Origin of the sequence: Salinicoccus hispanicus, from assembly GCF_009831115.1 — a bacterium.
GTDB lineage: Bacteria > Bacillota > Bacilli > Staphylococcales > Salinicoccaceae > Salinicoccus > Salinicoccus hispanicus.
In genome coordinates, this window is record NZ_WUUK01000003.1 from 369,183 (window position 1) to 384,682 (window position 15,500).

Annotated in this window: 9 protein-coding genes; 3 read left to right on the plus strand and 6 right to left on the minus strand. The window is 47.9% G+C overall.

The genetic code is table 11. The annotated features are described in order from the left end of the window. The first annotated feature begins 41 nt into the window (after positions 1 to 41). The 3 genes from GQ671_RS09200 to GQ671_RS09210 are packed head-to-tail and all read left to right on the plus strand — an operon-like array spanning position 42 to position 3,561. Positions 42 to 1,223, plus strand: a complete 1,182-nt coding sequence (locus GQ671_RS09200) for an amidohydrolase (RefSeq protein WP_160656001.1) — start codon at positions 42 to 44, stop codon at positions 1,221 to 1,223. After that, positions 1,205 to 2,395 (plus strand): amidohydrolase, encoded by a 1,191-nt coding sequence (locus GQ671_RS09205; RefSeq protein WP_160656004.1) that lies wholly within the window; start codon positions 1,205 to 1,207, stop codon positions 2,393 to 2,395. The genes GQ671_RS09200 and GQ671_RS09205 overlap by 19 nt, the downstream gene beginning before the upstream one ends. Further along, a complete protein-coding gene (locus GQ671_RS09210) occupies positions 2,392 to 3,561 on the plus strand; it encodes a M20 metallopeptidase family protein (protein WP_160656008.1) in 1,170 nt (389 codons plus the stop codon). The genes GQ671_RS09205 and GQ671_RS09210 overlap by 4 nt, the downstream gene beginning before the upstream one ends. Before the next feature lie 86 nt (positions 3,562 to 3,647). Here the strand turns inward: GQ671_RS09210 and tuf are convergent, their stop codons facing one another. The 6 genes from tuf to rpoB form a co-directional block, all read right to left on the minus strand. Further along, the gene (gene tuf / locus GQ671_RS09215) at positions 3,648 to 4,835 is read right to left on the minus strand and encodes an elongation factor Tu (protein ID WP_160656010.1); all 1,188 of its coding nucleotides are present in this window, start codon (positions 4,833 to 4,835) and stop codon (positions 3,648 to 3,650) included. Positions 4,836 to 4,958: 123 nt separating this feature from the next. After that, positions 4,959 to 7,040: an elongation factor G gene (gene fusA, locus GQ671_RS09220; RefSeq protein WP_160656013.1), complete on the minus strand. Its 2,082-nt coding sequence runs from the start codon at positions 7,038 to 7,040 to the stop codon at positions 4,959 to 4,961. Positions 7,041 to 7,103: 63 nt separating this feature from the next. Further along, on the minus strand, positions 7,104 to 7,574 hold the full coding sequence (gene rpsG, locus GQ671_RS09225) for a 30S ribosomal protein S7 (protein ID WP_160656016.1): 471 nt from the start codon (positions 7,572 to 7,574) through the stop codon (positions 7,104 to 7,106). A 48-nt stretch (positions 7,575 to 7,622) separates the two neighbouring features. After that, positions 7,623 to 8,039, minus strand: coding sequence for a 30S ribosomal protein S12 (rpsL, locus tag GQ671_RS09230; RefSeq protein ID WP_160656019.1), 417 nt, complete (start codon positions 8,037 to 8,039; stop codon positions 7,623 to 7,625). A 219-nt stretch (positions 8,040 to 8,258) separates the two neighbouring features. Continuing rightward, positions 8,259 to 11,882, minus strand: a complete 3,624-nt coding sequence (gene rpoC, locus GQ671_RS09235; protein ID WP_160656022.1) for a DNA-directed RNA polymerase subunit beta' — start codon at positions 11,880 to 11,882, stop codon at positions 8,259 to 8,261. A gap of 37 nt (positions 11,883 to 11,919) precedes the next feature. After that, positions 11,920 to 15,456 carry a DNA-directed RNA polymerase subunit beta gene (gene rpoB, locus GQ671_RS09240; RefSeq protein ID WP_160656025.1) on the minus strand — a complete coding sequence of 1,179 codons (3,537 nt, stop codon included), beginning with the start codon at positions 15,454 to 15,456 and terminating at the stop codon, positions 11,920 to 11,922. Between the last annotated feature and the right edge of the window lie 44 nt (positions 15,457 to 15,500).

A 15,500-nucleotide genomic window follows, 5' to 3' on the forward strand; every position in this document is an offset into this window, starting at 1 on the left:
TTTGATAAAATTATGTAATATAATTTATGGAGGCGAAATACATGACAATAGATGACATCGTGAAGACCGTCATGCCGGACATGGTACAGGACAGACGGTATCTGCATATGCACCCTGAAGTTTCATTTCATGAAAAAGAAACCTATAACTACATATTGGAGCGCCTGAAGCAATACTCGGACGTGACTGTCAGAGAAGGCGTCGGCGGCGGTGGACTGCTTGCGACAATCGGCAGTGACCCCCATCCGCATATTGCCATACGTTCAGATTTCGATGCTCTGCCTATACAGGATGAGAAGGATGTACCCTACAGATCGACAGTGGATGGTGTCATGCATGCGTGTGGACATGATGCGCATACAAGTACGCTGCTCGCACTGCTTGATCTTGTTCATAAAAACCGAAACCATCTTAATGGGAGCATTTCATTCATTTTCCAGTTTGCAGAGGAAGTCCAGCCGGGAGGTGCCATCTCCATGGTTGAAGACGGTGTACTTGAAGGCATCGATAAAGTATATGGACAGCACTACTGGAGCCAGTATCCGACTCACCAGATCAAAACGAAGACAGGCCCTGTCATTTCAAGCCCTGATATGTTCAAGATCAGGATCCAGGGCACAGGGGGGCATGCCGCGCATCCGCATAATGCGGTAGATCCCATTGTCATTGCAGCTGAACTCATCACCAATCTGCAGACTGTCGTCGCAAGACAGGTCTCCCCTCTCGACAATGCCGTCGTCACTGTCGGCAAGGTCAGCTCCGGCGATGCCTTCAACGTCATCCCGGATACAGCTGAACTCGTCGGAACAGTACGGACATTCGATTTCAAGGTCAAGGAAAAGATCAGGGACATCTTCCAGAAGGAAGCAGCACTCACTGCAGAAAAACGCGGTGCGACAGCCGAAGTGCAATACGATTTCGGATACCCTGCGGTCATCAATCATGAAACCGAGGCAGATGTCATCCGTCAGGCTGCCGGGGAGATCGGCCTTGATTTTGAAGAAGCGAAGCCACTGATGATCGGCGAAGACTTTTCCTACTACATCAACGAACGTCCGGGCGCCTTCTTCTTTACCGGCTCCGGCAATGCCGACAAGCTGAGCGACTATGTCCACCATCATCCAAGATTCGATATGGATGAAGATGCCATGGCAAGCGGCCTCGCAATGTTCATGAAAATTCTGGAGATCGAGAAGGTGATTGAATGGAAACATCAGTCGTAGAACAGCTGTCGCGCACCCACTACAACGAAATGGTACGGCTGCGCCGGCATTTCCATATGTATCCTGAACTCTCCTTCCAGGAAGTCCAGACGCCTGCATATATTGCCGAATATTTAAGAGAGCTTGGACTGGAAGTCCAGGAAGGTGTCGGCGGCCGCGGTGTTGTCGGTCGTCTTACGATTGATCCCGAGCTGCCTACAGTCGCCCTGCGTGCCGACTTTGATGCACTGCCGATCCAGGATCAGAAGGACGTCCCGTACAGATCCACCGTCCCCGGCGTCATGCACGCCTGCGGCCATGATGCACATACTGCTGTACTGCTGACGGTGGCGCGAATTCTGTCGGAAAATAAAGACCAGCTCCAGGGAAATGTCGTCTTTATCCACCAGCATGCAGAAGAAGTTGATCCGGGTGGTGCCATACAGATGATTGCAGATGGCTGTCTTGAGAATGTCGATGCCATTTTCGGCCAGCATATTTCAAGCAACCTTGATGTAGGTACCATCGGCTACAAATACGGTACTGCAACGGGTATGCCGGATGACTTCACCATCAAGATACGCGGACGGGGGGGTCATGCATCGAAGCCGCATGCGACCATTGACCCGGTTGCCGCGGCCATCACTTTCTGCAATCAGCTTCAGTACATCGTCACACGCAAATCGAAACCGATGGAACCTGTGGTTCTGTCCATCACGATGTTCAATGGCGGACACCAGCATAATATCATCCCGGATGAAGTCGAAGTCGGTGGAACAATACGCACGTTCAATGCCGAAACACAGAATGTCATGATCAGCGAGCTGCAGAAATGTCTCGAGGGACTTGTGACAACCACAGGCATCTCGTATGACCTTGATTATATGAAAGGTTATCCGCCGGTAGTGAACGATACCGACAAGACGGATCTTGTACTGGCAGCAGCAAAGGAAATCAGCACTGTAAGTGAAGTGCAGGAACTGGCACCAGATCTTGGAGGAGAAGATTTTTCCTATTACCTGCAGCGTGTTCCCGGCACCTTCTACTATACCGGTACAAGAAACGCCAGCTTCAAGGCGGATTATCCGCATCACCACGCCAAGTTCGATATTGACGAAAAAGGACTCACCAACGCAGTATCCGTCATGGTAAAGTCCGTATTCAATTATTTCGAGAAGGAGAATGGACAATGATGGATCTGACCAATGAAATAGAACAGCATTATGAGGATATGGTGAATATCCGCAGACATATGCATATGCATCCCGAAGTATCATTCCAGGAAGAAAATACGAAGCAGTACATATACGACCAGATCAAAGATCTCGGCTTCGAGATCAGGCGTGATGTCGGCGGCAATGGTATTGTTGCCCGCCTGCAGGTTGATGACAGCTTCAAGACGATTGGTCTGCGTGCCGATTTCGATGCGCTGCCGATACAGGATGAAAAGGATGTACCATACAAATCGACTGTGGCAGGCGCGATGCATGCTTGTGGGCATGACGCCCACACGGCCATGCTGATTACTGCAGCACGAATACTGGCAGCTCATAAGGAAGAATTGCCCGTCAATGTTGTTTTCATTCACCAGCATGCAGAAGAACTGCTCCCAGGGGGCGCAAGATCCATGGTCGAGGACGGGGCACTGGATGATGTCGATCATGTCTTCGGTACACACGTATCGAGCCAGTTCCCCGTAGGTACACTGGCATATACGTATGATCATGCCTGGGCGAGCCCTGATGCATTTTCAATCGAAGTGGAAGGGCGCGGTGGCCATGGTGCCGAGCCGCATGAAGCCATCGATCCTATCGTTGCTGCCGCCTCGCTGATCCAGCAGCTGCAGAGCATCGTATCGAGAACAATCGATCCTCTGAAGTCCGCAGTTGTAACAGTAGCCACTTTCAATGGCGGCTCTTCATTCAACATCATACCGAGTAAGACTGTCGTCAGCGGTACAGTCAGAACATTTGATAAAGATATCAAAGAGTCCGTCCGGAAACGTATGGAAGAAATCGCACATGGCATCGAATCCAGTTTTGGCGTCAACTGCAATCTGAACTACACGGACGGCTACCCTGCATTGATCAATGATAATGATCAGCTGAATCATGTACTCAATGTTCTGGAAGGTGCTGATTATGTAGAGAAGCGCGAAGAGAACTCACCTTCCATGGGTGGTGAAGATTTTTCATACTTTTTGCAAAACACGCCAGGAGCCTACTTCTACACTGGAGTCAAAAACAGTGGTATAGGTGCCGATTACCCGCACCATCATCCGATGTTCGACATTGACGAGCAAGGAATGAAAGCAGGCGTCGAATCACTCGTCAAAATCATTCTCGGATTCAATAATTAAAATAAGGCTGTTCTCCTTAAGGAGAACAGCCTTATTCATATACAAAAAAAAGGAGCCTTGCGGCTCCTCTCTCAATAATCAATGAATTATTTGATGATGTTAGTTACAACACCTGATCCAACAGTACGTCCACCTTCACGGATGGAGAAACGTGTACCATCTTCGATAGCGATTGGAGAAATGAGTTCAACTGTCATTTCAACGTTGTCGCCAGGCATAACCATTTCAGTACCTTCTGGAAGGTTTACTACGCCAGTTACATCCGTAGTACGGAAGTAGAACTGTGGACGGTAGTTACCGAAGAATGGAGTGTGACGTCCACCCTCTTCTTTTGAAAGTACATAAACTTCTGCTTTGAATTGTGTGTGTGGAGTGATGGATCCAGGCGCAGCAAGTACTTGACCACGTTGGATATCTTCACGCGCTACACCACGGAGAAGTGCACCGATGTTGTCGCCAGCTTCAGCATAGTCAAGAAGCTTACGGAACATTTCAACACCTGTAACAGTTGTTTTAGTGGATTCTTCAGCAAGACCGATGATTTCAACTTCAGCACCGACTTTGATTTGTCCACGGTCAACACGACCTGTAGCAACTGTACCACGACCAGTGATAGAGAACACGTCCTCAACTGGCATCATGAATGGCTTGTCTGAATCGCGCTCTGGAGTTGGGATATAAGTGTCCACAGCTTCCATGAGTTCAACGATTTTATCTTCGTATGCTTCGTCGCCTTCAAGTGCTTTGAGGGCAGAACCAGCGATTACAGGGATGTCGTCGCCAGGGAAGTCATACTCGGAAAGAAGTTCACGAACTTCCATTTCAACGAGTTCAAGAAGTTCTTCGTCGTCTACCATGTCAACTTTGTTGAGGAATACAACAAGTGCAGGTACGCCAACGTTTTTAGAGAGCAGGATGTGCTCACGAGTTTGTGGCATTGGGCCATCTGCTGCAGAAACAACGAGGATACCGCCGTCCATTTGAGCAGCACCAGTGATCATGTTTTTAACATAGTCAGCGTGTCCTGGGCAGTCAACGTGCGCATAGTGACGCTTTTCAGTTTCATACTCGATGTGGGAAGTATTGATCGTGATTCCACGTTCTTTTTCCTCTGGAGCGTTGTCGATCATGTCGTAGCTTTGAGCTTCGCCAGATCCTCTTTTAGAAAGAACAGTTGCGATAGCAGCTGTCAGAGTTGTTTTACCGTGGTCGACGTGACCGATTGTACCAATATTGGCATGCGTTTTGGAACGGTCGAATTTTGCTTTTGCCATTTCGTATACCTCTCCTTAAAAAAGAAATTTTATTTTTATTCAAACTCGAAGCGGGCTTACCCCGCTCGAGGTGTTTCTAAATCACTTATAAATGATTCGGGCTTAAAAATCAAGTAGTGCTGATTATGAGCCTTTATTTTTCTTGATGATTTCTTCAGAGATTGATTTAGGAACTTCTTCATAGTGACTGAAAGTCATTGTGTAAGTTCCACGACCTTGCGTGTTTGAACGCAGGTTGGTCGCATAACCGAACATCTCTGAAAGTGGTACGAATGCATTGACAATCTGAGCGTTACCACGTGCAGCCATGCCTTCAACGCGGCCACGACGGCTTGTAACGTCACCCATGATATCACCCATGTACTCTTCAGGCATAACGATTTCAACCTTCATGAGCGGCTCAAGGATGATTGGTTCACAGACTTTCGCAGCTTCTTTAAGTGCCAGTGATGCAGCGACTTTAAAGGCCATCTCCGAGGAGTCGACATCGTGGTATGAGCCATCAAAGAGTTTCGCTTTGACGTCTACCATTGGATAGCCGGCAAGTACACCATTTTCCATAGCGTCTCTGATACCCGCTTCAACGGATGGGATATATTCACGTGGTACAACACCACCAACGACAGCATTTTCAAACTCGAAACCGCCACCGACATCATTAGGGATGAATTCAACGTGAACGTCACCGTATTGACCACGACCACCGGATTGACGCGTGAATTTACCTTGAACAGAAGCCTGTTTCTTGAATGTCTCACGGTAGGATACCATTGGTGCACCTACGTTACATTCAACTTTGAATTCACGTTTCATACGGTCGACGAGGATATCGAGGTGAAGCTCACCCATACCACCGATGATGACCTGTCCAGTTTCGTTATCAGTGTGCGCTGTGAATGTAGGATCCTCTTCCTGAAGCTTGACAAGTGCGTTGGACATTTTGTCCTGGTCAGCCTTGGATTTAGGTTCTACAGACAGGTGGATAACAGGTTCAGGGAATTCCATGGACTCAAGAATAACCTGATTCTTTTCGTCACATAGTGTATCTCCGGTTCCAGTATCCTTAAGTCCTACCGCTGCGGCAATATCTCCTGCGTATACAGTTGAAATCTCCTCACGGGAGTTCGCGTGCATCTGCAGAATACGTCCGACACGCTCACGCTTGTCTTTCGTAGTGTTTCTGATATATGAACCTGCATTCAGTGTACCGGAATACACACGGAAGAAAGTAAGTTTACCTACGAATGGGTCACTCATTACTTTGAACGCAAGTGCTGCAAACGGCTCGGAATCATCTGGTTTAGCAATGATTTCCTCATCTTCATCGTCCTTCTTGTGTCCAACGATAGGTTTAACATCAAGTGGGGATGGAAGATAGTCGATTGCTGCATTCAGAAGCAGCTGGACACCTTTATTTTTGAAGGCTGTACCACAGAGTACCGGGTAGAATTCAACATCACATGTTGCCTGACGGATAGCCGCTTTCAGTTCTGCAACTGAAATCTCTTCTCCACCAAGGTATTTTTCCATGATGTCTTCATTTACATCTGCGAGTCCTTCGATCAGACCTTCTCTTAGGGAATCAACTTTATCCTGATATTCGGCAGGAATTTCAATCTCATTGATTTCAGTACCGAGGTCATTGTTATAATGGAACGCTTTGTTCTCTACCAGATCAATGATGCCTGTGAAGTTATCTTCCGCACCGATTGGATACTGGATAGGGTGTGCATTCGCTTGTAGACGTTCTTTGATTGTGCTTACAGAGTAATCAAAATCAGCACCGATCTTATCCATCTTATTGACGAATACGATACGGGGAACACCGTAAGTTGTTGCCTGTCTCCAGACAGTTTCTGTCTGAGGCTCAACACCGGACTGTGCATCAAGCACAGCTACTGCACCATCAAGTACACGAAGGGAACGTTCAACTTCAACAGTGAAGTCTACGTGTCCAGGTGTATCGATGATGTTTACGCGGTGACCTTCCCACTGCGCTGTTGTCGCAGCAGATGTAATCGTAATCCCACGTTCTTGTTCCTGCTCCATCCAGTCCATCTGAGATGCACCTTCGTGAGTTTCACCAATCTTGTGAATACGGCCTGTGTAATAAAGAATACGTTCAGTCGTCGTCGTCTTACCGGCATCGATGTGAGCCATGATACCGATATTACGAGTTTTTTCTAAAGAGAATTCTCTTGCCATTAGTATCCTTTTCTCCTTCCAGGAATGGGATGAAATTATGCTGAGCGGCTTGAGCCCCGCCTACTACCAGCGGTAGTGAGCGAATGCTCTGTTTGCTTCAGCCATCTTGTGTGTGTCTTCACGTTTCTTGACAGCTCCGCCTGTATTGTTGGCAGCGTCAAGAATTTCATTCGCTAGGCGCTCTTCCATTGTCTTTTCCCCACGCAGACGTGCGTAGTTCACGAGCCAACGAAGTCCAAGAGTTGTACGACGATCTGGGCGTACTTCTACTGGTACCTGGTAGTTTGAACCACCAACACGACGCGCTTTAACTTCAAGTACTGGCATGATGTTCTCGATTGCTTCATCAAAAACTTCGATTGCATCTCTGCCGGAACGTTCCTGTACAAGGTTGAATGCTGAATAGAGAATTCTTTGGGATGTACCGCGTTTTCCATCCACCATCATTTTGTTGATAAGCTTAGTCACAAGTTTGGAATTGTGAATCGGATCTGGCAATACGTCTCTTTTAGCAACTGGTCCTTTACGTGGCATATAGTCATCCTCCTTTCAAAAGTTTGTTATCCAATCCTCATGGATGGATTATTTTTTCTTAGGGCGTTTTGTACCATAGAGTGAACGGCCTTGCTTACGGTCGTTGACACCAGAAGTATCAAGCGCACCACGTACGATGTGATAACGTACACCAGGAAGGTCTTTTACACGTCCACCACGGATAAGTACAACACTGTGCTCCTGAAGATTGTGTCCAATTCCAGGGATATATGCGTTTACTTCGATAGTATTGGAAAGTCTCACACGTGCATATTTACGTAGGGCGGAGTTCGGTTTCTTAGGTGTCATTGTTCCGACACGTGTACATACACCGCGTTTTTGAGGCGCGCTCTCATCCGTCATACGCTTTTTAAGGCTGTTGAAGCCTCTGTTCAATGCTGGTGAGCCTGATTTTTTTGCTTTAGTTTGACGAGGTTTTCTAACTAGCTGATTAATCGTTGGCATGGTATTCCTCCTCTCTTCATTAATCCCACACATCCAGGTGGTTCATTTTTAGGGTATAAAAAATGTGTAAGAACTAAATCTTACATTTCAACATTTTGTCTCCATACTGATCTCATCGACCCCATATAGAGTAACCTTAATAATAATAGCATCTGCCCATGGTGATGTCAACAATATACACTAAAAAAACAGGTCCTCCCGCATGAGAGGACCTTGGTATTAATCTTCAATCAGAACTTCTTCTTTTTCTACTGCCTGATTGCTTTTGTCTACATCGATTTCAACATCGCGGTATTTCGGCATGCCTGTTCCGGCTGGAATCAGCTTGCCGATGATGACGTTCTCCTTAAGTCCGAGGAGCTCGTCACGCTTACCTTTGATTGCAGCATCCGTAAGTACTCTTGTTGTTTCCTGGAAGCTGGCTGCAGAAAGGAAGCTTTCTGTTTCGAGTGATGCTTTCGTGATACCGAGCAGAACAGGCTTGGCTGTTGCCGGTCTCTTGCGCTTCTTGAAGATTTCCTTGTTTGCATCTGTAAATGCATGGATATCCACAAGTGAACCTGGAAGCAGGGATGTGTCCCCAGCGTCGATGATCCTTACTTTTCTGAGCATCTGTCTTACCATGACCTCGACGTGCTTATCGTCGATTTCAACACCCTGCATACGGTATACCTTCTGTACTTCTTTCAGAAGGTATTCCTGAGTATGGTTCAGACCAGCAATTCCGAGAAGTTCTTTCGGTTCAATGGAACCTTCTGTGAGGATCTCACCAGGACCAACCTGATCTCCGATTTCCACAAGCACACGCGCTGTTGCCGGCGCTGTGTATGTCTTCGTCTCCTGCTCACCCTTGATCTTGATCTCCTGCTGACGATCTTTGACGACTTCGATATCCGTAACTGCTCCGCGGATTTCAGAGATCATCGCCTGACCTTTCGGGTTACGCGCTTCAAAGAGCTCCTGGATACGTGGCAGACCTTGTGTGATATCACTTCCGGCAACCCCACCTGTGTGGAAGGTACGCATTGTAAGCTGTGTACCTGGTTCACCGATGGACTGGGCAGCGATTGTACCGACTGCTTCGCCCACTTCGACTTTTTCACCTGTTGCAAGGTTTTTACCGTAGCACCGTTCACATACGCCATGACGCGCATTACAAGTAAATGCAGAACGGATGTACATTTCCTCAAGACCACTGCTTACAATCTCTTTCGCCAGTTCCGGCGTGATGAGCTCGTTTGATTTCACAAGGATCTCTTTTGTTTCCGGGTGTCTTACCGTCTCTTTGGAATAACGTCCTTCCAGACGATCGATGAACGGTTCGATGAGTTCCGATCCTTCTGTCAATGCACGGACAAGAAGTCCTTTGTCTGTTCCACAATCCTCTTCGCGGACGATGACATCCTGTGCCACGTCAACCAGCCTTCTCGTAAGATAACCGGAGTCGGCCGTCTTGAGTGCCGTATCGGCAAGACCTTTACGGGCACCGTGCGTGGAGATGAAGTACTCGAGTACTGTCAGTCCTTCACGGAAACTGGATTTGATCGGCAGTTCGATGATCTGTCCGGATGGGTTGGCCATGAGTCCACGCATACCTGCCAGCTGTGTAAAGTTGGAGGCATTACCACGGGCTCCGGAGTCACTCATCATGAAGATCGGATTGAGACGGTGAAGGGAAGCCATCAGGCGATCCTGGATGACATCCTTAGCTCTTGTCCAAAGTTCGATGACTGCACCATAGCGTTCCGCTTCAGTAATCAGACCACGTGAAAACTGCTTCTGGACCTTCTCGACTTTTCCTTCCGTTTCGTCGATGATCTGCTGCTTATCCGGCAGGACGACGATATCGGATACACCTACTGTAATTCCGGCTTTGGAAGAATACTTGAAGCCGAGATCCTTCATGCGGTCAAGCATGACTGATGTCTCAGTGATGTGGAACTTGTTGAAGACTTCAGCGATGATCTGACCCAGGAACTTCTTATTGAAAGGCTGGACGATCGGCTCATCTTTCAGCTTCTCAGCAAGACCGCCTTCACCGAGCTCTTCGACTGATACGAAGTAGCGATCCGGTATCTGGAATTCAAGGTTTTCCCTTGTCGGTTCGTTGAGATAAGGGAAGGATGGCGGCATGATTTCATTGAAGATGACCTTGCCTGTCGTCGTCATCAGAATCTTACCTTTATGCGCTTCAGGGAACTTCGCTGATTCGAGTGAATTCGTGTGCAGACCAATCCGTGTATGCAGCTGTACATAACCGTTCTGATAGGCCATTACGACTTCATTCGCGTCTTTGAAGATATGTCCTTCACGTTTTGTGAACTCTCTTTCGAGTGTCAGGTAGTAGTTACCGAGTACCATATCCTGTGATGGTGTAACGACCGGCTTGCCATCCTTAGGGTTAAGGATATTCTGAGCAGCAAGCATCAGCATGCGTGCTTCCGCCTGTGCTTCTTTGGAAAGCGGTACGTGGACCGCCATCTGGTCACCATCAAAGTCGGCATTATATGCTGTTGTTACCAGCGGGTGCAGACGGATGGCACGCCCTTCGACAAGTGTCGCCTCGAACGCCTGGATACCCAGACGGTGGAGCGTTGGTGCACGGTTCAGAAGTACCGGATGCTCTTTGATTACATCTTCAAGCACATCCCATACGTCATCTTCCATGCGTTCAATCTTACCTTTGGCATTCTTGATGTTTGTCGCCATTTCACGCGCGACAAGTTCTTTCATGACGAAAGGCTTGAAGAGTTCAAGTGCCATTTCCTTAGGAAGGCCACATTGATACATCTTCAGACTTGGTCCAACAACGATTACGGAACGTCCGGAATAGTCGACACGCTTACCGAGAAGGTTCTGACGGAAACGACCCTGTTTCCCTTTGAGCATATGGGAGAGGGATTTGAGCGGACGGTTGCCGGGTCCCGTTACCGGGCGGCCTCGGCGACCATTGTCGATCAATGCATCCACTGCTTCCTGCAGCATGCGTTTCTCATTCTGTACGATGATGCCGGGAGCCCCAAGGTCAAGCAGACGCTTCAGACGGTTGTTACGGTTGATTACACGACGATACAGATCGTTCAGGTCACTCGTGGCGAAACGTCCACCATCAAGCTGAACCATCGGACGGATTTCCGGCGGGATGATCGGCAGTACATCAAGGACCATCCATGACGGGTCATTGCCGGAACTACGGAACGACTCGACAACTTCCAGTCGTTTGATCGCTCGGGTCAGACGCTGGCCAGTCGCTGTTTCAAGTTCTTTCCTGAGCAGTTCGAGCTCGGATTCAAGATTGACATCCATAAGAAGTTCCTTGATCGCTTCAGCACCCATCTTGGCTGTAAAAGTATTGCCATGCTTGTCGTAGTACTCTCTGTACTCACGTTCGGTCATGAGCTGCTTCTGCTCAAGTCCTGTGGAACCTGGCTTGATTACAACGTAGGACGCAAAGTAGATGACTTCTTCAAGTGAACGTGGTGACATGTCAAGAAGCAGTCCCATTCTGGATGGGATGCCCTTGAAGTACCAGATGTGGGAGACAGGAGCAGCAAGTTCGATGTGCCCCATTCTCTCACGTCTTACTTTTGCACGCGTCACTTCAACGCCACAACGGTCACAGACCATGCCTTTGTATCTGACACGCTTGTATTTTCCACAACTGCATTCCCAGTCCTTGGTCGGACCGAAAATCTTCTCACAGAACAGTCCATCCCTTTCAGGTTTCAGTGTTCTGTAGTTGATTGTTTCGGGCTTTTTGACTTCCCCGAAAGACCATGAACGGATTTTTTCCGATGAAGCCAGACCTATTTTCATATATTCAAATCTATTTACATCTATCAATGAGCTTTCCTCCCTAAAGTTTTATCAAGCTCAATCATCATTCAGTAACATCTTCAGTTGCAGCGCTTGTTTTCCCGCTTAGATTCATCTGATTGGATACATCATCCTCTTCAGTATCACGCATCTCTATTTCTTCGTCGTTCTCATCGAGGATGTTGACATCGAGGCCAAGACTCTGAAGTTCCTTCATCAGTACGCGGAATGATTCAGGTACTCCAGGTTTAGGGACATTCTCACCTTTTACGATTGCTTCGTATGTCTTCACACGACCGACAGTATCATCCGACTTGACTGTCAGGATTTCCTGCAAGGTATAGGCAGCACCGTATGCTTCCAGCGCCCATACTTCCATCTCCCCGAAACGCTGACCACCGAACTGTGCTTTACCACCGAGCGGCTGTTGTGTAACAAGGGAATATGGTCCAGTACTTCTTGCGTGAAGTTTGTCATCAACCATGTGTGCAAGTTTCAGCATATACATGACACCGACGGAAATACGGTTCTCGAACGGTTCGCCTGTACGGCCATCATAGAGCACTGTCTTACCATCACGGGCAAGACCGGCTTCTGACATTGTATCCCATACATCTTCCTCGTTGGCGCCATCAAATACCGGTGAAGCCATTTTCAGACCCATCGCACGGGCTGCCATACCAAGGTGAAGCTCGAGCACCTGACCGATGTTCATACGGGAAGGTACGCCAAGCGGGTTGAGCATGATGTCGATTGGTGTGCCATCCGGCATGTAAGGCATATCTTCTTCCGGAAGGATTCTGGAAATAACACCTTTGTTACCGTGACGTCCACACATCTTGTCCCCTACACTGATCTTACGTTTCTGAACGATGTAGACACGCACAAGCTGGTTGACACCTGGAGACAGTTCGTCGCCATCTTCACGATTGAAGACTTTGACATCAAGGACGATACCGCCGGCACCATGTGGTACACGAAGTGATGTATCGCGCACTTCACGGGCTTTTTCCCCGAAGATGGCATGCAGCAGGCGTTCTTCAGCGGTCAGTTCAGTTACACCCTTAGGCGTCACTTTACCGACAAGAATGTCACCATCCTTGACTTCAGCACCAATGTGGACAATACCGCGCTCATCAAGTTTCTTGAGTGCATTATCGGATACGTTCGGGATATCTCTTGTGATTTCTTCTGGCCCGAGTTTCGTGTCTCTGGATTCGGACTCGTATTCTTCGATGTGGATGGACGTGTAGACGTCATCTTTCACGAGACGTTCACTCATGATGACGGCATCCTCATAGTTGTAGCCGTCCCATGTCATGAATCCGACGACAACGTTCTGTCCGAGAGCCATTTCACCATTATCCATGGAAGGACCATCACCGAGGATTTCACCTTTTGATACGATGTCGCCTTTGGCGATGATCGGTTTCTGGTTGTAGCATGTACCTGAGTTTGAACGGATGAATTTGGACAGTTTGTAGACATCCTTCTCCGTTTCAATCTCTTTTCCATTCTCCTCCACGATACGGCGGATATGGATTTCTTTAGCTTCCACGTGTTCAACGCGGCCTTTGTAGCGCGCAACAACTGCTGCACCGGAGTCGCGTGCAGCGACGTGCTCCATACCTGTACCGATATGTGGAGATTGCGGAATCAGAAGCGGCACTGCCTGACGCTGCATGTTCGCACCCATAAGCGCACGGTTGGAGTCATCATTTTCAAGGAACGGGATACATGCTGTCGCAGCAGATACAACCTGCTTCGGCGAAACATCCATGTAGTCCATGCGTTCTCTGGCCATTTTCGTGTTGTTACCACGGAAGCGGCAGACGATTTCTTCTCTGGTGAATGAACCGTCCTCTTCAAGAAGCGCATTGGCCTGTGCCACAACGTAGCTGTCTTCTTCATCAGCCGTCAGGTAGTCGATCTGTCCCGTTACACGGTTTGTTTCCGGGTCGACTCTTCTATATGGTGTCTCGATGAATCCGAATTCGTTCACTCTCGCATAGCTGGACAGTGAGTTGATCAGACCGATGTTCGGCCCCTCAGGCGTTTCAATCGGACACATGCGTCCGTAGTGGGAATAGTGCACATCCCGCACTTCCATGCCTGCACGTTCACGTGTCAGACCACCGGGCCCAAGTGCAGACAGACGTCTTTTGTGCGTCAGTTCCGCAAGTGGGTTCGTCTGGTCCATGAACTGTGACAGCTGGGAACTGCCGAAGAACTCTTTGATCGAAGCAATTACCGGGCGGATATTGATCAATTGCTGTGGTGTGATGGATTCCGTGTCCTGGATGGACATACGTTCCCTGACCACACGCTCCATACGGGAAAGTCCGATTCTGAACTGGTTCTGCAGCAGTTCGCCGACAGAACGCAGACGACGGTTACCCAGGTGGTCGATATCATCAGTATCACCCACACCATGGAGCAGGTTGAAGAAATAGCTCATGGATGCAATGATATCTGATGGCGTGATCGACTTCACTTCAACATCCGGAAATGCATTGCCGATGATCGTAGTAACGCCTTCTTCCTGGTTCGGCGCTTCTACTTTGATGGACTGGACTTCGATTGGTTCGTCGAGCAGGCCATTTTCAAGGTGGAATGTTTCAAGATTCGCTTCTGCTTCAAGTACGTCAATTATGCCATCCAGTGTGCGGCGGTCGATTGTCGTACCTGCTTCAGCTACGATTTCACCTGTTTCCTTGTCTACAATAGGTTCAGCAAGGACTTGGTTGAACAGGCGATTTTTAAGATGTAATTTTTTATTCATTTTATAGCGTCCAACACTCGCAAGGTCATAACGCTTCGGATCAAAGAACCTTGAGTAGAGAAGGTTTCTGGCATTCTCAACTGTCGGTGGTTCACCTGGGCGAAGTCGTTCGTATATTTCTAGGAGTGCCTGATCCACTGTTTCTGTCGTATCTTTTTCAAGTGTATTTCTGATATATTCATTATCACCAAGAAGATTGAGAATCTCCTGGTCTGTAGAAAATCCGAGCGCTCTAAGCAGTATTGTCATTGGAAGCTTACGCGTACGATCAATTCTTACATATACAATATCTTTAGCATCGATTTCGTATTCAAGCCATGCACCACGGTTTGGTATTACCGTTGCACCAAAGCTCGCCTTACCATTCTTGTCCGTTTTTTCTGAGTAGTATACAGATGGACTTCTGACAAGCTGTGAGACGATTACGCGCTCTGCGCCATTGATGATGAAAGTACCTGTATCAGTCATAAGTGGGAAATCGCCCATGAACACTTCCTGTTCCTTGACTTCACCCGTCTCTTTGATGACAAGACGTACTTTTACACGCAATGGTGCAGAATATGTGGCATCATGGTTCTTTGCTTCATCCTCATCGTACTTGGGTTCACCAAGCTTGTAGTCTACAAATTCCAGTGACATGTTCCCTGTAAAGTCCTCTACAGGTGAAATGTCCTTGAACATTTCAATAAGACCTGTTTCAAGGAACCAGTCATAGGATTTTGTCTGGATTTCGATCAGATTCGGCAGATCCAATTTCTCTTCGATACGTGCATAGCTTCTGCGTTTAGCGTGTCTTCCATATTGAATCAGTTGACTCATCGACAGATTCACCCCTAATAAAAATTACGTAAAACATTCACCGA